The sequence below is a fragment of the Blautia hansenii DSM 20583 genome (genome assembly GCF_002222595.2).
Taxonomy (GTDB): Bacteria; Bacillota; Clostridia; order Lachnospirales; family Lachnospiraceae; genus Blautia; species Blautia hansenii.
Genome location: NZ_CP022413.2, coordinates 524020 through 543802, shown reverse-complemented (window position 1 = coordinate 543802; position 19783 = coordinate 524020). Strand labels below are relative to the sequence as shown.

The 19783-nt window shown below is 39.3% G+C and carries 20 protein-coding genes and 1 other annotated feature; of the genes, 4 read left to right on the top strand and 16 right to left on the bottom strand.

What is annotated here, in order from left to right; genetic code table 11:
• Window positions 1-18 precede the first annotated feature (18 nt).
• The 16 genes from CGC63_RS02665 to CGC63_RS15940 all read right to left on the bottom strand — a co-directional run bounded on the left by CGC63_RS02665 (window position 19) and on the right by CGC63_RS15940 (window position 14445).
• Window positions 19-294, bottom strand: coding sequence for an HU family DNA-binding protein (locus tag CGC63_RS02665; protein WP_004221088.1), 276 nt, complete (start codon window positions 292-294; stop codon window positions 19-21).
• Between the two features lie 154 nt (window positions 295-448).
• The gene (locus CGC63_RS02660) at window positions 449-2185 is read right to left on the bottom strand and encodes a phospho-sugar mutase (protein ID WP_040351026.1); all 1737 of its coding nucleotides are present in this window, start codon (window positions 2183-2185) and stop codon (window positions 449-451) included.
• A gap of 56 nt (window positions 2186-2241) precedes the next feature.
• Window positions 2242-3234, bottom strand: a complete 993-nt coding sequence (locus tag CGC63_RS02655; protein WP_004221092.1) for a CotS family spore coat protein — start codon at window positions 3232-3234, stop codon at window positions 2242-2244.
• A gap of 76 nt (window positions 3235-3310) precedes the next feature.
• Window positions 3311-4558: a CCA tRNA nucleotidyltransferase gene (locus CGC63_RS02650; protein ID WP_004221094.1), complete on the bottom strand. Its 1248-nt coding sequence runs from the start codon at window positions 4556-4558 to the stop codon at window positions 3311-3313.
• Window positions 4559-4560: 2 nt separating this feature from the next.
• Window positions 4561-6000 carry a proline--tRNA ligase gene (gene proS, locus CGC63_RS02645; RefSeq protein ID WP_004221097.1) on the bottom strand — a complete coding sequence of 480 codons (1440 nt, stop codon included), beginning with the start codon at window positions 5998-6000 and terminating at the stop codon, window positions 4561-4563.
• Between the two features lie 275 nt (window positions 6001-6275).
• Window positions 6276-6506: a binding site (T-box leader), on the bottom strand.
• 79 nt (window positions 6507-6585) lie between these two features.
• A complete protein-coding gene (locus tag CGC63_RS02640) occupies window positions 6586-7071 on the bottom strand; it encodes a deoxycytidylate deaminase (RefSeq protein WP_004221102.1) in 486 nt (161 codons plus the stop codon).
• Window positions 7072-7082: 11 nt separating this feature from the next.
• Window positions 7083-7712 carry a uracil phosphoribosyltransferase gene (upp, locus tag CGC63_RS02635; RefSeq protein WP_009247161.1) on the bottom strand — a complete coding sequence of 210 codons (630 nt, stop codon included), beginning with the start codon at window positions 7710-7712 and terminating at the stop codon, window positions 7083-7085.
• Window positions 7713-7737: 25 nt separating this feature from the next.
• Window positions 7738-8166 carry a ribose 5-phosphate isomerase B gene (gene rpiB / locus CGC63_RS02630; protein ID WP_004221107.1) on the bottom strand — a complete coding sequence of 143 codons (429 nt, stop codon included), beginning with the start codon at window positions 8164-8166 and terminating at the stop codon, window positions 7738-7740.
• 11 nt (window positions 8167-8177) lie between these two features.
• Complete coding sequence (locus tag CGC63_RS02625) at window positions 8178-9227, bottom strand: L-threonylcarbamoyladenylate synthase (protein ID WP_004221108.1); 1050 nt, start codon at window positions 9225-9227, stop codon at window positions 8178-8180.
• Between the two features lie 42 nt (window positions 9228-9269).
• A complete protein-coding gene (locus CGC63_RS02620; RefSeq protein ID WP_009247162.1) occupies window positions 9270-9980 on the bottom strand; it encodes an N-acetylmuramoyl-L-alanine amidase family protein in 711 nt (236 codons plus the stop codon).
• Between the two features lie 140 nt (window positions 9981-10120).
• A complete protein-coding gene (locus CGC63_RS02615; RefSeq protein WP_004221115.1) occupies window positions 10121-10930 on the bottom strand; it encodes a hypothetical protein in 810 nt (269 codons plus the stop codon).
• A 22-nt stretch (window positions 10931-10952) separates the two neighbouring features.
• Window positions 10953-12662: a glycosyl hydrolase family 18 protein gene (locus CGC63_RS02610; protein ID WP_040351027.1), complete on the bottom strand. Its 1710-nt coding sequence runs from the start codon at window positions 12660-12662 to the stop codon at window positions 10953-10955.
• Between the two features lie 142 nt (window positions 12663-12804).
• The gene (locus CGC63_RS02605) at window positions 12805-13020 is read right to left on the bottom strand and encodes a hypothetical protein (RefSeq protein ID WP_004221120.1); all 216 of its coding nucleotides are present in this window, start codon (window positions 13018-13020) and stop codon (window positions 12805-12807) included.
• Window positions 13021-13384: 364 nt separating this feature from the next.
• Window positions 13385-13969 carry a zf-HC2 domain-containing protein gene (locus CGC63_RS02600; protein WP_004221128.1) on the bottom strand — a complete coding sequence of 195 codons (585 nt, stop codon included), beginning with the start codon at window positions 13967-13969 and terminating at the stop codon, window positions 13385-13387.
• Window positions 13959-14303: an RNA polymerase sigma factor gene (locus CGC63_RS02595; protein WP_326929167.1), complete on the bottom strand. Its 345-nt coding sequence runs from the start codon at window positions 14301-14303 to the stop codon at window positions 13959-13961. Before CGC63_RS02595 ends, CGC63_RS02600 begins: the two co-directional genes overlap by 11 nt.
• Window positions 14185-14445 carry an RNA polymerase sigma factor gene (locus tag CGC63_RS15940; RefSeq protein ID WP_004221133.1) on the bottom strand — a complete coding sequence of 87 codons (261 nt, stop codon included), beginning with the start codon at window positions 14443-14445 and terminating at the stop codon, window positions 14185-14187. The genes CGC63_RS02595 and CGC63_RS15940 overlap by 119 nt, the downstream gene beginning before the upstream one ends.
• Before the next feature lie 182 nt (window positions 14446-14627).
• On the opposite strand from CGC63_RS15940, the gene CGC63_RS02590 reads away from it, so the two are divergent.
• From CGC63_RS02590 to CGC63_RS02575, 4 genes are all read left to right on the top strand, one after another.
• Complete coding sequence (locus CGC63_RS02590; protein WP_004221135.1) at window positions 14628-15326, top strand: LytR/AlgR family response regulator transcription factor; 699 nt, start codon at window positions 14628-14630, stop codon at window positions 15324-15326.
• 8 nt (window positions 15327-15334) lie between these two features.
• Window positions 15335-15997, top strand: a complete 663-nt coding sequence (locus tag CGC63_RS02585; protein ID WP_004221137.1) for a sensor histidine kinase — start codon at window positions 15335-15337, stop codon at window positions 15995-15997.
• 95 nt (window positions 15998-16092) lie between these two features.
• Window positions 16093-17916 carry an ABC transporter ATP-binding protein gene (locus tag CGC63_RS02580; protein ID WP_004221139.1) on the top strand — a complete coding sequence of 608 codons (1824 nt, stop codon included), beginning with the start codon at window positions 16093-16095 and terminating at the stop codon, window positions 17914-17916.
• Complete coding sequence (locus tag CGC63_RS02575) at window positions 17906-19771, top strand: ABC transporter ATP-binding protein (RefSeq protein WP_242648432.1); 1866 nt, start codon at window positions 17906-17908, stop codon at window positions 19769-19771. The genes CGC63_RS02580 and CGC63_RS02575 overlap by 11 nt, the downstream gene beginning before the upstream one ends.
• Window positions 19772-19783: the final 12 nt, after the last annotated feature.

The following is a 19783-nucleotide window of genomic DNA, read 5'->3' as shown; positions in this document are numbered from 1 at the left end:
ATCTCCCTTTCTATGCTCTTACGCATTTACTAAATCTTTTAAAGCTTTTCCTGCTTTGAATTTTGGAGATTTAGATGCTGCGATTGTCATTGTTTCACCTGTCTGTGGGTTTCTTCCTTCTCTCGCTGCTCTTTCAGAAACTTCGAAAGTACCAAATCCAACTAACTGAACTTTTTCACCTTTCTGCATTTCTTCGGATACAACATCAATAAACGCTTTTAAAGCTAAATCTGCATCTTTTTTAGATAACTGTGTTTTTTCTGCCATAGCAGCAACTAATTCTGTTCTGTTCATGAGTATTTCCTCCTAAATAAATTTAGCACTGCAAAAAAGCTTAGTTCTAAGCGTTCTCTGCACTCTATACGCATACCGCCGTTTGCGGTCTACTGATATTTATACCTTTTTTACTAAAGTTTGTCAAGCATATTGCCCCTTATTTCCGGAGGTTTTACATCATTGCATCAATGAGCTTTTTCACATCTGCTCCAAGTGCTGCGGACTTCTCATCTGCATCCTGCAAAGAAGTGCCCTTGATACCATAATAAATTTTGATTTTAGGCTCTGTTCCGGATGGTCTTACACATACCCACGCATCATCATTCAAATCATAATACAAGGCATTGGAGCTTGGAAGTCCGGTATCAGTTACTTCCTTTGTCTCCATATTTACAACAGTATCTGCCTTATAATCTCTTGCAGATAAAACTTTATATGTGCCGATTTCAGTCGGAGGATTTTTTCTCAGGTTTTCAAGGATTGTCTGAATTTTCTCAAGTCCTTCAATACCCTTTAAAGTAATGGACTGAATATCATCTTTATAATATCCGTATTTTTCGTACATGGCTACCATTGCATCCCAAAGAGTCATACCCTTTGTCTTATAGTAAGCCGCTGCTTCGCAAAGCGCCATAGTTGCAACGATGGCATCCTTATCTCTTGCATGTGTACCAATCAGGCAGCCATAGCTCTCCTCAAATCCAAACAGATAGCTTCCCTTGCCTTTTGTTTCAAAGCCTAAAATCTGCTGTCCGATATACTTAAATCCTGTTAATACTTCGATAAATTCCACACCGTAATGTTTTGCAATGGCTGCCGCCATATTGGTTGTAACAATGGTGGAAATCACTGCTCCGTCTTCCGGCAGCTTTCCGTAAACTTCTTTTTTCTGTCCCAATTCATAATCTGCCAAGAGACAGCCGGACATATTTCCCGTAAGCGTATGATATTCTCCTGTTTTGCTGTCCTTTACACGCACGCCAAGGCGGTCTGCATCCGGATCTGTTGCCAGAACCAAATCTGCATCCACTTCTTTTGCCAATTTTAAGCCCAACTCAAACGCTTCATCTGCTTCAGGATTTGGATAGCTTACTGTGGGGAATTCACCATCCGGAAGCTCCTGCTCTTTTACAACATAAACATTTTCAAAGCCCAGCTCCTTTAATACACGTCTTGCAGGAATATTTCCTGTTCCGTGAAGGGGACTGTAAACGATTTTCAATTCTTTTGCCATTGCTTTGATGGCATCTGCATGAATAACCTGACTTTTTAATGCCTCCATATAAGCATCGTCAATTTCTTTTCCGATTACTGCGAAAAGACCTGCTGCTTTTGCAGCCTCCTCATCCATAGTCTTTACTTCATTGTAATTCACAACCTTCTGCACTTCTGCCATAATGCCGGAGTCGTGAGGCGGCGTAATCTGTGCGCCGTCTTCCCAATATACCTTGTATCCGTTGTATTCCGGCGGATTGTGGCTGGCAGTAATATTGATACCTGCAATACAGCCCAATTCTCTTACTGCAAAGGATAATTCCGGTGTCGGTCTTAAGGTTTCAAAAATATAAGCCTTTACTCCGTTTGCTGCCAGACAAAGAGCTGCCTCTTTTGCAAATTCCGGTGACATACGACGGGAGTCATAGGCAATGGCTACGCCTTTAGCCTGTCCGTTTACTGCCGCAATATAGTTTGCAAGTCCCTGCGTTGTTTTTCTTACTGTATAAATATTCATACGGTTTGTACCTGCTCCGATAATCCCTCTAAGGCCCGCAGTTCCAAACTCCAATTCTTTATAAAAACGCTCTTTTATTTCCTTTTCATCCTGCTGAATTTCTTTTAATTCCGCTTTTGTATTTTCGTCAAAATATGGATTTTCCAACCATTCCTTATAAAGTTCTTTATAGTCCATTTCGCTACCTCCCTGTGCGTCATTATGTGCCATTATACACTATTCATCTGAAAATTTCAAATGCCGCACTGTATTCTTTCTACAAAACTTCTCCACTTCTCGTACTGTGCTGTTAATTTCCCCAGCTTCTCCAGATTTTTCTCTGATATCCAAGCTTTATTGTGCGTATAATAATAATTTGCCAGCTTCCAATATTTCTCAGGATATGCAAACCGAATACTTAAATTTTCCAGCTCCTCTTTTGATAATGGTTTGATTTCCTGATACTTGTTCAGCATATTTTTTCCGATTTCAAAATCCCAGTCGTGTTTTTCTAAAATTTTCCGCATAAATTGATACAAATCCGCAATTTGCACGTCATAATTCCAACCGTCAAAGTTGGTGACCGCAATTTTCTTTTCTTCTCTTGGTTCCAGCATCCATACATTATGCTGATTATAGTCACCGTGACAAACCATGCCCGCTTCCAGCGCCTTTTCTCGCAGATTGGCATATTTAGAATTTTCCAGCCTTTTTAAAGCTTCTTCTCCATGCTTTAAATAGCTTCGAATGCTGTCCAGAAACTGCAATTCAAAATCATTCTTTTTCCGCTTTACAGAAACAAATTTCCTGATTTTTCGAAGCTCTGCATTATGGCGCTGAAATTCTTGGCTTAAAGGCTCTTTCACGTAATGCGCCTGTACCGGCATCTGCATAACCTTATGTAAAGCTGCCATTGCCGATATACCGGCATAAATATCACTTTCGCTTCTGGTATCACATTCCCTTCCCTGATACCAGCGTTTCACTACATAGGGCACGTTTTCCTTATCCAGAGAAATGTAACTGCCTTCCTGATTTGCCAGAATTTCATCTGTCAAAAGCTCGCCTGATTTGGAAACAGAAGAAAGCAGCTCTGCCTGATATTCCAGCCTTTTTTGTGTGCCGTAAAACTCCCTTATTAAAACCATTCCTTCTTTTGTATCGCAGATTAATGCCCCCCTTCCGCGATATACCGCCGCCGCTTCTAAACCATACTGCTCTAAAACACTAAGGCCTTTGTCATACAATGGCTTTTCCCCCTTTTATTACCATATCTTCCTTTCATTGTATGCACAAAAGCCCAAGCTTAGAAGTGAGCAAAATTCAGTTCTTTGTGATGTAGGAAAGCAGGTACTCTCTGGTATTCTTTTCGGGATTTTCCAGCACAAGAGCTAGGCAGGAAGAAAGCAATTCTCCGATTTTCTTTCCCGGCTCTATTCCCATTTCAATAAAATCTTTCCCCGATACTGCCAGCATTTTTATGGAAATACACTCTTTCTTTTCCATGATTTCCCTGTAAAACTCGCCGCTTTTCTCCAGAAATTCCAGATTTTCTTTATCTGGTTTTTCCTCTGCTAAAAGCTCTGCTCTGTGAACGTTTAAAAGCACAGGAAAGAGCGCCGGGGTGCATTGGCTTAAAACAATTCGCACTGCTTTTTTCGTACATTCCCAAGGACAGGTATGCCAAAAAACCAGCTCGGACACTTTGTTGATGGTGTCATTGTCAAAACGCAGTCTTCTTAAAATCTTTTTGGCTAAATCCCTGCTTTTTTCCGGCGTTTTTTCCATATTTGCAAAGAGAACGGCAAGTCGTTCTGCCTTATCTGCACTTGTATAAGCAAAAGCTTTTAAGGTCTTCTCTCCCATGCTCGTTTCCATCAAAACATCAAATTCAGGCAATACAATTTTGGTAATTCCCAGTTCCCATGCAGTTTTTAAATAATGGGGATTTTTCGACACCAAAAGCTTCAAAAGCTCTGTCTGTATACGCTCTGCACTGATATTTTTCAAGGTAGGCGCAAGGACTTTTGCCGCTTCCTTTGTCTTTTCCTCAATGGAAAATCCAAGCTGTGCGGAAAATCGCACGGCTCTTAAAATGCGAAGGGCATCTTCTGTAAAGCGTTCCTGTGGATTTCCCACACACCGCACGATTTTATCCTGTAAATCCTGTCTTCCGCCAAACACATCTACCAGACCGACAGCGTCATTATATGCCATTGCATTGATGGTGAAATCTCTGCGCTTTAAATCTTCCTCCAGATTACCTGTAAAGATAACTTCCTTTGGATGACGGCTGTCCTCGTATTCGCCGTCAATACGGTAAGTCGTCACTTCAAATCCTTCTTTTTCAATGAGAACCGTCACAGTTCCATGCTGAAGTCCGGTATCTACCGTTCTTTTAAAAATCTCTTTTACTTCCAGAGGCTTTGCAGAGGTGGTAATATCCCAGTCCGCAGGAGAACGAAAAAGGAGGCTGTCACGAACACAGCCTCCTACCGCATAAGCATCGTATCCATGTTCCTGCAAAGTCCTGATAATTGTCTGTACTTTCTTTGGAACTTCGATTTTCATAATTAGTATGCACGCCCCCAATAAACCATTTTTTTAGCAGGTTTGCCGCAGACAACACATTTGTCAGAAAGAGTTTCCTGCTCAAATGGCATACATCTGGATGTTGCCTGAACATCATCCTTAATCTTGTCTTCACACTCTTTGCAGCCGCACCACATTGCTTTTACAAATCCCGGTTTTTCTTCTACAATAGACTTAAATTCTTCGTAGTCTGTTGCTGTATAAGTATGAGCTTCTCTGTGTGCTCTTGCTCTTTCCAGCATTTCTACCTGCATAGTATCCAGAATTTTCTGAACTTCTTCTGCCAGATTGTCAAGAGATACTGTGATTTTTTCTCTTGTGTCACGTCTTACTACAACTGCCTGATTTGCTTCCATATCCTTTGGTCCACATTCAATACGAACCGGAATACCACGCATTTCCTGCTCTGCGAACTTAAATCCCGGACTCTTGTCTGTATCGTCTGTTTTTACACGAATTCCTGCTGCTTTTAACTGTGCCTGTAATTTGTAAGCATTGTCCAGAACACCTTCTTTTTTCTGCTGGATTGGGATAACCACTGCCTGTACCGGAGCAATTCTAGGAGGCAGAACAAGACCGCTGTTGTCTCCGTGAACCATAATGATCGCACCAATTAAACGTGTTGTCATTCCCCATGAAGTCTGGTGAACGTACTGTAATTTATTTTCTTTATCCGTATACTGAATACCAAATGCTTTAGCAAATCCATCACCAAAGTTATGGCTTGTTCCTGACTGTAAAGCTTTTCCGTCGTGCATTAAAGCTTCGATTGTATAAGTAGACTCTGCTCCCGCAAATTTTTCTTTGTCTGTCTTCTTTCCTTTTACAACAGGCATTGCCAGAACCTGCTCACAGAAATCCGCATAGATGTTTAACATCTGAATGGTTCTTTCTTCTGCTTCTTCTGCTGTTGCATGTGCAGTATGACCCTCCTGCCATAAAAATTCTCTGGAACGAAGGAATGGTCTTGTTGTCTTTTCCCAACGAACAACAGAACACCACTGATTATATACCTTTGGTAAATCTCTGTGAGACTGGATTTCCTTAGCATAGAAATCACAGAATAAAGTCTCGGAAGTAGGGCGCACACAAAGTCTTTCCTGAAGCGGTTCAAGTCCTCCATGTGTTACCCATGCAACTTCAGGAGCAAAACCTTCTACATGGTCTTTTTCCTTCTGAAGAAGACTTTCCGGAATAAACATTGGCAGATATACATTTTCTACACCTGTTTCCTTAAATCTTCTGTCCAATTCATGCTGAATATTTTCCCAGATTGCATAGCCTGCCGGTTTGATAACCATACAGCCCTTTACACTTGTATAGTCAATTAAATCCGCTTTTTTTACTACGTCTGTGTACCATTGCGCAAAATCTTCTTCCATAGAAGTAATTGCTTCTACCAGTTTCTTGTTATTTGCCATAACTGCTTTCTCCTTTAAATTTTTTATTTATTTTTATACTTGCTATTGATAGAGAGGTTATATTCTGTATTTTCATATCTCATGTCCCGAACCTTTTATGAAACTACTGTTTTGAAAACATATCGGAATATTGATACATTTCAGTGAATTTGTCGAGTACGCTTTGAGACTCCGGCTCAAAGTGAACGCAGACTGAGCGTGAATGTGTCATATTCCCGATATGAACTTTTCATAAATAGCTGTTTACATAAAAAAAGGACATGCAACCCCTATCTCCTAGGGACCGATGTCTTCTACCCGGCGGTACCACCCTTATTAGCAGTCCTATCTTATTTCATTTTATCCGGACTACTCACTTCCTTTGCTTTTTTAACGTCAAAGCACACGTCCTGCTCATCACAGGCAACTCCAAGGCCGGTTCTGCGATTTCCCACAAAAGCCTTTCACCATACGGCTTTCTCTCTTTAGAGTTCCATTCGCATACTATTCCTTTTCTTCGTCATTTTACTTTTACTCATTCTATTGGAATTTTTTTCTTTTGTCAAGAGGTTCTGCCGGATTTTCCCGACAGAACTCCTCTTATTTTTATACCTCAATCTCTATCTTTCGTCCTGTTTTATTATACTGATAATAACGCACCCCTGCCGCATCCAACATTCTTTTTGATGCTTTGACTGCCGCAGAGTCTGCATATTTATCACATTCATAAACAATGGTTTTAATTCCGGCCTGAATAATTGCCTTTGCACATTCATTGCAGGGAAACAGGGACACATACAATTTCGCTCCCTCTAAAGAACCGCCACGATAATTCAATATCGCATTTAACTCACTATGTGTCACATAAAAATATTTTGTATCAAGCTCTTCGCCTTCTCTTGCCCATGGAAATTCATCGTCAGAACATCCCATGGGAAAACCATTATAGCCCATGGACAAAATCTTATTGTCCTGACTTACAATACAGGCTCCCACCTGAGAATTGGGGTCTTTTGAACGCATTCCTGAAAGCTTTGCAACTCCCATAAAATATTCATCCCAGGAAATATATCCGTCTCTCTTTCCTGTCATGCTTTCACCTCTTATTTTGTTCCGAAAATACGGTCTCCGGCATCGCCAAGCCCCGGTACAATGTAGCCGTGGTCATTTAAGTGTTCATCTAAAGCTCCAATATAGATATCCACATCAGGATGCGCTTCCTGCAAGGCTTTTACACCTTCCGGCGCAGCAATGATACACATAAAGTGGATATTTTTTACGCCTTTTTCTTTTAACATAGTAATTGCCGCTGCCGCAGAACCGCCTGTTGCCAGCATAGGGTCTGTAACAAATACTTCTCTTTCCCCACAGTCAGCAGGAAGCTTGCAGTAATATTCCACCGGTTTTAAAGTTTCAGGGTCTCTGTAAAGACCGATATGACCGATTTTTGCTGCCGGAACCATGGTAAGCATTCCCTCAACCATACCAAGACCTGCTCTTAAAATCGGCACAACTGCCATCTTCTTACCTGCCAGCTCTTTTACCGTTGTTTTTGTAATAGGAGTTTCAATATCCACGTCAACAAGCTTTAAATTTCTGGTAGCTTCATAAGCCATAAACATTGCAACTTCACTTACCAATTCACGAAATTCCTTTGAGCTTGTCTCTTTTCTGCGGATAATACCGATTTTATGCTGAATTAATGGATGCTCCATAACCATTGTTTTTGCCATTTTTCTGTTCTCCTTTGTTTTCTGCTTATTCCTCAATTAAATCAATACGTTTCTGATGGCGTTCTGCGTGAGAAAATTCTGTATTTAAAAATGTATCTACAATTTTTACTGCAAGTCCCGGTCCTACGACTCTGCCGCCCAGCGCTAAAATATTGGCATCGTTGTGCTCTCTTGTAGCTTCCGCACAGAAACAGTCTGTACAAAGAGCTGCACGGATACCTTTCATTTTATTTGCCGCAATAGAAATTCCAATTCCTGTTCCGCAAATCAGGATACCCTTTTCACATTCTCCTGTCTGAATTGCCTTTCCTACCATTCTGGCATAAATCGGATAATCTACTGCTTCTGTACTGTGGCATCCGAAATCCTTGTATGGAATATTTTTTTCTTCTAAATACTTAATAATTTCCTGTTTTAATTCGTAACCACCGTGGTCACATCCTAATGCTATCATGCTTTGCCTCCTTATAAATAAATAATATGATGTCCGGCAGCCTTTAACAGACGGTTCATAATTGCCTGTCCGATTTTTGGCGTATCAAACGCTTCGGAATAAATACAGTCAACATCTTCCTCGTCAAACTCTCTTAAAATTCCGAAAAGATGTCTTGCAATCCCTTCCTCGTCTTCTCTGGTGCCGATACTTTTTACCACATTTGCCTGATATAAATCTTTTGTTTCATCTGTTGCGATGACGCCTACTTTTTTCCCTTCCTGCTGTAAGGCTTCACAGATCTGATTAATATGTGCAGTTACTTTGTTCGTATTCCCCTGCACAATTACCAGCTGTGCTTTCGGCGCATAATGGCGATATTTCATCCCCGGCGCTTTTGGTTTTACCTTTTCATCTGAGATTAAAAGTCCCTTATCCATACGAACCGAGCCAATCACCGCTTCTATCATAGCCTGATTGATATAGCCGGGGCGAAGAATAACCGGAATATTCTCTGTAAAATCCACAATGGTAGACTCCAGACCAATTCCTACATCTCCTCCGTCTACAATCATATCAATCCTGCCGCTTAAATCCTCTGCAACATGCTCTGCCTTTGTAGGGCTGGGTCTTCCTGATGTATTGGCGCTCGGAGCTGCAATATAGCCGCCTCCTGCTTGAATAAGCGCTAATGCAACAGGATGATTTGGCATTCTTACCGCTACGCTTTCTAAACCTCCAGTGGTCTCATAAGGTACTTCAGAGCTTTTTTGAAAAATCATTGTCAGCGGTCCCGGCCAAAATTTTTCAGCAAGAAGCTTTGCCTTTTCCGGAATTTGTCTGACAATCTTATTCAGGCTTTCCATATCTGCAATATGTATAATCAAAGGATTGTCAGAAGGCCTTCCCTTCGCTGTATATATTTTTTCTGATGAGCGGGCATTTAAGCCATCACCACCCAGACCATATACGGTTTCGGTAGGAAACGCCACCAGTCCGCCGTTTTTCAGAATTTCTCCTGCTTCCTTCATAATCTGTAAATCAGGATATTCTTTTTCTACTTTGACTAATTTTGTATTCACTGTGCCTTCTTCCCTTTCATTTCTAATTTACATACGCCTTTATCATACCACATTCGTCTTATTTATTTCTACTGTTTTTAAAAATTTTAAAATCCCATTGCAGATAGCCTCGGCACATTTCTTTTGGTATTCTTTTGTCCGCAATAGCTCTGCTTCTTTTTTATTTGTCAAAAATCCTGTTTCTACAATATTTAATACGCCTTCACTGCGTTTTAAAAGATAATACGTGCTGTTTGCTTTTTCCGTTCGAGGCTTTTCCACCTGAAGCCGATTGTTTAGCTCTTCCTGTATACATTTTGCAAGATTTGCACCTTCCAAAGAGTCCTTGTAGTAAAACACCTGTGGTCCGCACACAGCTTCATCCTGATAGCTGTTTTGATGAATACTCACGGTCAGCAATGGTTTTTCCTCCTTTATCATAGCACATCTTTTTTGCATATCCTGTACCTTTTTATTTTTACTTTCCGCATCATATAAGCCATTGTCGTCTTTTCTTATAAGCACCGCTTTATATCCTTTTTTCTCAAGTGCGCCTGCAAGCTCCTTTGCAATTTTTAAATTGATATCTTTTTCCTTCACTCCGCCAATTCCAACTACGCCCGGGTCAATTCCCCCATGTCCGCTGTCAATCAGAATAAGCCCCTTTTCCTCTGTTATGCTTTTTCCCGTCAGCATAGCTCCTTCTCTCGACAAAAGATAAACTGCACACAGCATACAGATTGTCATTGCTCCTTTTAGCCATTTCTTTTTCATATACATCACCTTTTTTTCATTTGGTTCAATATATGCAAAATAAGAATAAAGAATGTATCTTAGCATATGCTCTTACAAAATGCAGTCTTTCCCAACAAAAAGCCGCTTTCAAAGGAAAGCGGCTTCATACATATCTTCTTTTATTCTTTGAAGAAATCTTCTAAATCTTCTTCCATCATTGCTTCATCTTCTTCACTTAAAAGCTTTGAAATCTGCATAGCAAGCTTGCTGTCTTCATCCTCTTCTGCATCCTCTTCATCAAATTCTTCCAAGTCTGAAATATCATCCACAGCATCAAGAATATCTAATTCCTGTGTATCTCCTAAATGAATTTCTTCCTCTGTATCTAAGATTTCATCGGAAGAATTCCCTTCTAATTTTTGAATTTCCAAATCTACTACATCCTCAATATCATTCAAGGAGGTTGGCATACTATTGATAATCTGGTGTACTTCTTTATAGGAGGACATAAATCTTTTCTGTGCCTGATTGATAAGCTCTACAATACCATTCATTTCTTCCTGAACAGCCAGATATTTCTTTTTCCCTTCTAAAAGCTTATCATCAATTTCTGACTGAACAGACTCAACACGGCGTTTTGCCTCTGCTTCTGCTTCCTCAATCATCTTACTGCATTTTTCTTCTGCTTCCCTCTGCATGCTGTCAGATTTTAACTGTGCTTCAAAAACCAGCTTTCCGATGCTTTCATAATTATCAATATACTTCTGATATTTTTCTTTAATATCCTCTTCCATACGTGCCTGATATGCGTCTTTTAATTCAATACGTTTCTGAAGCTCGGCAATCCTCTCATCTCGTTCTGCAAGCTGTTTTCTGTAATTCACCTGCACTTCTGCCATTTCATCCTTCATTTTCTGGATTAATTCCTGTACTTCTTCCTTATCATATCCGCCCATCAGGGTTGTTTTAAACATTTCATGTTCTCCCATAATACTCCACCTCTATCTTTTCTTATTGTAAATATTGACTGATTACACTCCAGACATCTGCCCTTTCAAATCCCAGCTTCCATGAAGCCACACCGGCAAGCTCATACTGACTAATCAGCTTCATCTTTTCTTCAATAGACTGCTCGTCCTCCAGCCATATTTTTTGTGTACCGTTATCAGTAAGCAACTCCCCATAATTCTGAGCTGTTTCTTTCTCCCAGTATACTTCAATACCGTTTTCCTGTATATATTGGCTTGCAGCATCCATGGTCATTACCTCGCTGGACAGTGTTCCGTTATTAGACTCTGTCCAAAGTCTGGTATAGAAAGGTATTCCGTTAATCACTTTTTCCTTCGGTACTTCCTGTAATGTTTTTTCAATTCCTTCTTTTACAAAGGGCAGGGATGCAACAGAACCTGCTTCTTCTGAACCTGTCGTATGCTCGTCATATCCCATAATAATAACATAATCTGCTACAATTCCCTGTTCCTTTCTATTATAAAATCCTGTGAATTGAGGAACCGGATTGTCTACGGACAACACCAGATTATTGGCTCTGCAAACAACAGAAAGTTCTCTGACAAACTGAATAAAATGCGGCGCTTCTTCTTCTGTAAGAGCTTCAAAGTCCACATTGATACCATCAAGTGCTACTCTTTGGGCTTCTTCTAAGAGCTTCTGAATAATATGCTCTCTGGAGCTTCTGCTTGACAAGGTCTCCAATGTACTGACATCCGGATTAAAATTGTCAATCAGTCCCCAGACTTCCATTCCTCTGCTATGCGCCTCATTTACATAATCTGCACTTGCCAGAGAGGATATCGTGCCTTCGTTTGCTGTAACAGAAAACCATGTAGGAGAAATGACATTGACTCCTGCCATATTTTGAATAGTTTCTCCAAGGGCTGCATTCGCTGCCTCGGAAGTAACTTGATGCCATGCCAAATTTATTTTATGTTCTCTTGTAAGACTGCTGTAATCCTCTTTGTATTCTCCTGTATAAGACAGCTCTGTGGTCTGCGGTTTTTCTAAATTTTTCTTTTCTACATATCCATCAATACCGTCTGTCGTCATAACTCTGGACCAGTTTTCCATCTCTTCCAGCAATATTAAAGTATCACCTTTTTTCACATCAGAAAGAATTGGGCTTTTAATACCTCCCTGATATCGAACTTCCGTATCTTTTGAAACAGATACTGTATTGATATCTCCCCATTTATAGGATACCACAATTCTGTCCGGTTTGTCGTATACTTCGCCCTGAATTGGCATATACTGTTCTACAAAATCAAGAGCTATATAAAATTCTTCGCCTATTTCCTTTACAAGAATATAATCCTGCTGTTTTGTCTGACCCGCAATTGTGTATGCAGTATCTTCCGGTTTTATCTCTAAAGTGTCTGTTGCTGTTGTATACAGCATTTTTTCACTCTCTTTATCCCAATAAAACCTTCCTCCCATCTCATTTGTTATAACGCTGTAAGGCAAATAAGCTCTCCCGTCTACTATTTTTCCTTTTGCTTCACTGATTGTATCCTGCAAAATCAAAGCAGCTTCGCCTTCACCTGTATGATAATAATCTGCTAACTCCATCCTTGTATCTGATGGTGTATATTTTTTTATGAAACCTGTGACAATACCCGCAACAGCAACAAGTATAATCAGAAGCATTGCAACCAATATAGGGACTAATTGATTTCTACGCCTTCTTCTCCTCCTTCGTTTCGCCATTTTTTAACTCCTTTTATTTTCATTTGTTTCTACGTTATAGTACATACGTACAGTTATTATACCATATTTTTTCCCTTCGTCACCAATTTCTTCAGGATTTCATGTTTTTTTCAGATTTTATCTTTTCTTTATATTTCTTACCTCATTCTTCTTCTCTTACAAAATCAAAGGACAAGCCTTTTAATTTTCCTGTATCATCTTGTATGTAATCTCTCATATAGACACCTTCTTCTGCAATTCTATATGCTTTCTCTATGCGTTTTGGTGTACTCTTTTTTCCATTTAGGTAAAGAGGAATTCCCATTTCACGATAAATCTCCAGTTCTTGATGGAGTACGTTTACTTCTCTTTTATTCATGCTTCCTCCCGCAGGATTTATTTCGTGATATATTATTATCCTGCTTCTTTTTCAACACAAACACACATATTCAGATACAAAATGATAGAGAAGTCCCCCAATTTTTCCTTTTATATCATGGATTTTCTGTTCATACAGAATGTATCGAACAATTACAGCAGAAAACTGTAAAATGAATTTTAGAAAATATTGAAATCTAAACGGATGTTGAAGCTTTGCCTCCTTTCCTTTTCCTAATCTGAGGAGAGCTTCTCTATCTGGATTTGATTATAACATTCTCACTATTTGAATTCAAGTGAAAAAATCACTAAAAATAAGGGAGCTTACTCTATTCGCAATACTCCCTTAAAAATATAGATTTCTATTATTTATCCTCCTCGTTTACGACTTTCCCATTCTCTATGGTCACAATTTTATCACTAAACTCAAAAATATATTGATAGGGATTTTCCCTATCGACTTCTCCTTCCCAGCTTGATTTAGAGCTCTCTGAATTTCCTATTTTCTTTTTTCCAAAAACTTTTAAATAGGATTTATTTTTATCTGAGCTTCCTGTAAACCATAATTCATATCCTGCCTGAGACTGCATTTCGATATAAGTTCTATTTCCTTTTACTCTGCACTGAAGCTCTACATCCTTATATTTTGCATCCTTATATGTAAGAGGAAAAAGTAAAATCACTGCTGCCAATACTGCCAGCGCCGTTCCCAGAACTGCTATTATTAACTTTTTTCTGCTTCTTTTCTTTATCTTTTTTATTACTTTTACCTCTTCTGCCTCTTCTTTCGGTATTTCGGCTAAAACTCCTATTTCTCCCATCATTTCCTGATAATATTGATAACATTCTTTACAATTTTTCAAATGTTTTTCTATTTCTTTATTACTCTCTTCGCTTGTCAGCTTATCAATATATAATGGTAATAAATCACGAACAACTTCACATTTCATGATGACTCTCCTTTCTGACCCTTTGCTTTCCTCTATAAAAGGTAACTCTCGCCCAGTTTTCGTCTTTCCCCATAATTTCTCCGATTTCCTTAAAAGTAAAATTTCCATTCAACCGTAAATACATCACTTCTCGTAAGGGTTCTTCAAACGTATGAAGTATTTTATAAATTTCTAACACCTCTGCCTTTTCAAAAACAACATTCTCAAACTCTGTTTCATCTTCTCCGCCTTGCTGTGACAGCTTTAATGTTTTTTCCCGTTCTTTTTTTAAGTTCCTGATACCATAAATGTTTGGCAATAGAGCATAACCATACATAAATTCTGCAATCCCCACGAAAATTATCAATAGATTTCATTGCCTGAAAAAATGTTTCCTGTGTTAGTTCTTCTGCTAAATATTTATCGTGACAAAGGCTGAACAAAAATTTATATACCTGAGGTGTATATTTCCTGTAAATCTGTTCTATTTCTTCCATTTTCCGCCTCCTTCACATATATGTGTTTTTTATCACAAATTCGTTACCCGAAGAAAAGATTTTTTCTTAAATATAATTGTGTATATATTCTATCACGCCACTATACACAATGTGTATTTCAAAACTCAAAACAACCTGTTATAATAATTCTAAAACAACACCCCAAAGGACTGACTTTTAACATGTATTATCAAATAGCAATTTGCGATGACAGCAAAATAGATACCCAATACATCACAAATTTTGTAAAGTGTTGGGCGCAGGAAGCGAATATTTCCGTACATATTGACGCATTTCCCTCCGCAGAGGCATTTCTGTTTCATTATGAAGAAAAGAAGGATTACGATATTCTTCTTTTAGATGTTGAAATGGGCGCTATGAATGGCGTCACCTTAGCCAAAACCCTCAGAAAAGAAAACGATACCATCCAGATTGTTTTTCTTACGGGCTATTCTGACTATATTTCCGAAGGCTATGAGGTTGCCGCCCTTCATTATCTCCTAAAACCGGTACAAAAAGAAAAGCTGTTTTCTGTACTTTATCGTGCTCTTGATAAGGTAAAAAAGAATGAAAAAATCCTGAATTTAGAAACCGGAAGTGAGATCCTGCGAATTCCCATTTATGAAATCCGTTATGCCGATGTAACAGGAAATTATGTAACTATTCATGCCAAAAAAGATTACACATTAAAAATGACTTTAGGTAAATTAGAAAAACTTCTTGACGAACGTTTTTATCGTGCAGGGCGTTCTGTAATCGTAAATATAACCAATATCAGCCGAGTAACAAAAGCAGAAATTAAGCTCCGTGACGGAACTGTTATCGCACTTCCCAGAGGCGCTTATGAAGGTATAAATCGGGCAATTATTAACATGAGGTAAGACAAAATATGAAACTTTTTTCAAAAAGAATGGATAAAGAACTGGCAATCTATCAGCAAGAACTTATAGAAACTCACTATCAGGAAGTGGACAATATGTACCGGCAAATACGAGGCTGGCGGCATGATTATCGCAATCATATTCAAACTATGAAAGCCTATGCTGCCACTGAAAATTGGGAAGCGCTCAGCCATTATCTGGATTTATTGGATGAAGATTTAACTACGGTAGATACCGTTATTAAAACTGGAAATCCTATGACAGATGCCATTCTGAATTCCAAAATTTCTCTTGCAAAGTCAAAAAATATTCAGGTAATTGCAGACGCCCATATTCCTGTAAAATTAACATCTTCAGAAATTGATTTATGCTGTATTATCGGAAATCTTTTTGACAATGCCATTGATGCCAGTCTGAAGCTTCCTGAAGAACATCGTCTCATTCGCATCTATATGGGTATGAAAAATACGCAGCTTTATATTTCTTTTACAAACTTTACTGCCGAAAAAAAGATGAAAAAAGAGGGTAATCTCTTTCGCAGTACAAAAGGAGCCGGACATGGCTTTGGTCTGGCACGAATTGACGCCATTGTTGAACGTCAGGAGGGCTACATCAGCAGAAACAGTGAAGACGGAGCTTTTACCACAGAAATTTTACTGCCTCAGCTATAATTTTTTACAATTCATCACCGTCACAAAACAATTCGTCCCCAAAGTATATGGCGGACGAATTTTTATGCTAAAGTAACCTTGGAGGTGAAACACAAATGGAAGAACAACAAAAACCAAAATATAATATGTGGCAAAATACCGGATTTATGGTGAAAAATGCTTGGAAAAACTGCAAAAGCGTTTTGTTTTTATGTGTCGCTCTTGCAGTTACAACTGCTACAAAATCAGCCGCAGAGCTTTTTCTTGCTCCTACAATTCTGGAAAAAGTAGAGACAACTGCCCCGCTTTCAGAATTACTTTTTACCATTGCCGTATTTAGCTGTGGATTGCTTTTTCTATCCGGATTAAAACAATATATTGATACCAATACACAGTTTGGGCGTATTTCCGTCCGCACATCTATTCTGGTACAAATTTCCGACAAAATAGCCAAAACTTCCTATCTCAATCTAATGGATGCAAAGTTTAACGATATGGAAAGCAAGGCTTCCAATGCCTGTTCCAGTAACGTAGAAGCAACAGAATATGTCTGGACAATCTGGACTTCTATCCTTACAAATGTTCTGGGATTTTCCATCTATCTGGCGCTTTTGTCTCATCTTAATCCCTTCCTGGTCTGTATCGCAATTTTCACTACGCTTCTGGGCTATCTGATAAGTAAAAGAACGAGCAGATGGGGATATGAACATCGGGAAGAAGAAGGAGAATACGCAAAGCAGCTTGATTATCTTCATGATGTTGCCACAAAGCGTTCTTATGCAAAAGACATCCGTATCTTTGGTCTGGATACATGGATAAACGATGTGTGGACGAGTATTTTAAGGCTATATCAGGGATTTCTTCGCAAACGTGAGTCTGTGTATATCTGGGCAGACATTGCTGATTTACTCCTGACGCTTCTGCGAAACGGAGCTGCTTATGCTTACCTGTTATGGCTTACCTTGACACAGGGACTAAATGCTTCAGAATTTCTGCTTTATTTCACAGCAATAAGCGGCTTTACTCAGTGGATAGGCGGAATTTTGGAAATGTTTGCGCAATTACACAAATGCAGCCTTGATTTATCCACGGTAAGGGAATTTTTAGAATATCCGGAGCCCTTCCTTTTTGAAGAAGGAAAACCTGTTTCCAAAGATGATTTTTCCGCTTACGAACTTTGCTTGAAAAACGTATCTTTCCGCTATCCTAAGGCGAAACAGGACACTATTCACTGTCTCAATCTTACGATACATGCCGAAGAAAAGCTTGCAGTGGTAGGTCTAAACGGCGCCGGAAAAACTACTCTGGTGAAACTGATTTGCGGATTTTTAGACCCAACGGAAGGACAAATCCTTCTAAACGGAAAGGATATTCGACAATACAATCGGCAAAATTATTACTCATTATTTTCTGCTGTATTTCAGGATTTTTCTGTATTAGAGGCAAGTGTTGCTGAAAATGTTGCCCAGCACACAACACATATTGATGAGAAAAAAGTTTGGAATTGTTTGAAACAGGCAGGACTTTTTGAAAAGATTTCTTCTTTGCCTAAAAATATAAATACCATTATCGGCAGACAGGTTTATGATAACGGCATTGAGCTTTCCGGAGGGCAGATACAGCGTTTAATGCTGGCAAGAGCGCTTTATAAAAATGCTCCTGTTCTCATTTTAGACGAGCCTACTGCTGCTCTTGATCCGATTGCCGAGAATGATATTTATCTCAAATATAATGAAATGACCGCCCATAAAACATCTGTTTTTATTTCTCACCGCCTTGCCTCTACCCGCTTTTGTCACCGCATTCTGTTTCTGGAAAAAGGCCGCATTGCAGAGCAGGGAACTCATGAAGAATTAATTGCATTACAGGGCAAATATGCCAAACTTTTTGATATACAAAGCCAATATTATAAGGAGGGAGGAATTCAACGTGACCGGTAAAAAAACAACTATACAATCTACTTGGAAAATGAATATAAGAGCTTGGAAAATCTGGTGGAAGCTCTGTCCCCGCTTCTTTTTTTCGGCAGGCATTTCCTCCATGGTAAAAGCATTAACTCCTTATGTAACCATCTTTCTGTCCGCTCAAATCATCAATGAGCTTTCCGGAAATCAAGATGTGGCCGTCCTTGCAAAATGGGTAATTCTGACTCTGACCTATACCTCACTCTGTGCTCTGTTAAACAGCATTTTAAAGCATTGGCTCAATTATGAAAAAAGCTCTGCTCAGTCCATTGACCGACAGGTTTACATGAAAAAAATGCTGGATTTAGATTATGAGGACATAGAACGGCAGCCGATTTTTGATTTATATTCTCAGATTATTCAGACGAAATATTGGTCCGGATGGGGAATTTATAAAACCCTCCTTTTTTTCGAAGAACTGGTTACTGCATTTTTCCAAATCCTTGGGGGAATTAGCCTGTCTGTCAGTTTATTTGCAGCCAAAGTCCCTAAAGGAAGTGAACTGGAACCCATCAATCATCCTCTTTTTGCCGTTGGAATTCTCATGCTTTTACTGCTTATTGCAGTTCTTTCCCCTATATGCAAAACCATGGGAGACAAATATATGACCAATTATGCCAAGGAGGCACGTCTTGGCAATCGCTTTTTCTATTTCTTTGGTTTTATGAGCCATGATAAAAAAAGAGCGGCAGACCTTCGTATGTATCAACAACAGGAAAATATCTGTCATCCTCGAATGGCGGAATGTACCATGTTCAGCGCACATTCCGATATCGCAAAATCTGCCATGGGACCTATGGGACTTTTGCACGCACTTTCACAAGGTATGTCTGTTATTTTAACCGGCGTTGTATATTTGTATGTATGTTTAAAAGCATGGGCAGGCGCTTTCGGAGTAGGCTCTGTCACACAATATATCGGAGCAATTACTCAGCTTTTTGGCGGTGTTTCTGCCTTCCTTACCACAGTAGGCGCTATGCAAAGCAACGGTGAATTTTTAGTCTCCTGTTTTCATTTTCTGGATATTCCAAACCGCATGTATCAAGGCAGTCTTACCACGGAAAAACGGTCGGACAGACAATATGAAGTGGAATTTCGAGATGTTTCCTTTCGCTATCCTGATACAGAACAATGGGCTTTGCGGCACATTAATTTAAAGTTCCAAATAGGCAAACGCCTTGCCGTAGTAGGTATGAACGGCAGTGGAAAAACTACGTTTATCAAACTTTTGTGCCGCCTGTATGATCCCACAGAAGGACAGATTTTCTTAAATGAAATTGACATTCGAAAGTATAAATATGACGATTATATCAACATTTTTTCCGTTGTTTTTCAAGATTTTCAGCTATTGTCGCTGCCTCTGGGAGAAAATGTTGCCGGCGCTGCACGCTATGACTCTGAACTGGCAAAATCCTGCTTAAAAAATGCCGGATTTGAAACACGCTTTCAGTCCATGCCCAAAGGCTTAGACACTTATCTTTATAAAGATTTGGATGAAAACGGTATTCAGATATCCGGAGGAGAAGCCCAGAAAATTGCCATTGCAAGAGCACTCTACAAAGATGCTCCGTTCATTATTTTAGATGAACCGACTGCTGCTTTAGATCCTGTTGCAGAGGCAGAAATTTACAGTAAGTTCAATGATATTGTAACGGATAAAACAACCGTTTATATTTCCCACCGTCTGTCTTCTTGCAAATTTTGTGATGAAATTGCCGTATTTCATGAGGGAAATGTAGTTCAGAAAGGAACACATGAGGAATTGATTAGCGATAAAACTGGAAAATATTATGAACTCTGGAATGCACAGGCGCAGTATTATAATGAATAAAAATACCGAGCA

Bases quoted from the DNA above. Each gene is read 5' to 3' on its own strand.
- CGC63_RS02585 (WP_004221137.1), top strand. From the start codon at position 15,335: ATGAAACTTTTTTCAAAAAGAATGGATAAAGAACTGGCAATCTATCAG.
- proS (WP_004221097.1), bottom strand. From the start codon at position 6,000: ATGGCAAATAACAAGAAACTGGTAGAAGCAATTACTTCTATGGAAGAA.
- CGC63_RS02580 (WP_004221139.1), top strand. From the start codon at position 16,093: ATGGAAGAACAACAAAAACCAAAATATAATATGTGGCAAAATACCGGA.
- CGC63_RS15940 (WP_004221133.1), bottom strand. From the start codon at position 14,445: ATGGAAGAAATAGAACAGATTTACAGGAAATATACACCTCAGGTATAT.
- CGC63_RS02660 (WP_040351026.1), bottom strand. From the start codon at position 2,185: ATGGACTATAAAGAACTTTATAAGGAATGGTTGGAAAATCCATATTTT.
- CGC63_RS02605 (WP_004221120.1), bottom strand. From the start codon at position 13,020: ATGAATAAAAGAGAAGTAAACGTACTCCATCAAGAACTGGAGATTTAT.
- CGC63_RS02610 (WP_040351027.1), bottom strand. From the start codon at position 12,662: ATGGCGAAACGAAGGAGGAGAAGAAGGCGTAGAAATCAATTAGTCCCT.
- CGC63_RS02620 (WP_009247162.1), bottom strand. From the start codon at position 9,980: ATGAAAAAGAAATGGCTAAAAGGAGCAATGACAATCTGTATGCTGTGT.
- CGC63_RS02590 (WP_004221135.1), top strand. From the start codon at position 14,628: ATGTATTATCAAATAGCAATTTGCGATGACAGCAAAATAGATACCCAA.
- CGC63_RS02600 (WP_004221128.1), bottom strand. From the start codon at position 13,969: ATGAAATGTGAAGTTGTTCGTGATTTATTACCATTATATATTGATAAG.
- upp (WP_009247161.1), bottom strand. From the start codon at position 7,712: ATGGCAAAAACAATGGTTATGGAGCATCCATTAATTCAGCATAAAATC.
- CGC63_RS02665 (WP_004221088.1), bottom strand. From the start codon at position 294: ATGAACAGAACAGAATTAGTTGCTGCTATGGCAGAAAAAACACAGTTA.
- CGC63_RS02650 (WP_004221094.1), bottom strand. From the start codon at position 4,558: ATGAAAATCGAAGTTCCAAAGAAAGTACAGACAATTATCAGGACTTTG.
- CGC63_RS02615 (WP_004221115.1), bottom strand. From the start codon at position 10,930: ATGGGAGAACATGAAATGTTTAAAACAACCCTGATGGGCGGATATGAT.
- CGC63_RS02640 (WP_004221102.1), bottom strand. From the start codon at position 7,071: ATGACAGGAAAGAGAGACGGATATATTTCCTGGGATGAATATTTTATG.
- rpiB (WP_004221107.1), bottom strand. From the start codon at position 8,166: ATGATAGCATTAGGATGTGACCACGGTGGTTACGAATTAAAACAGGAA.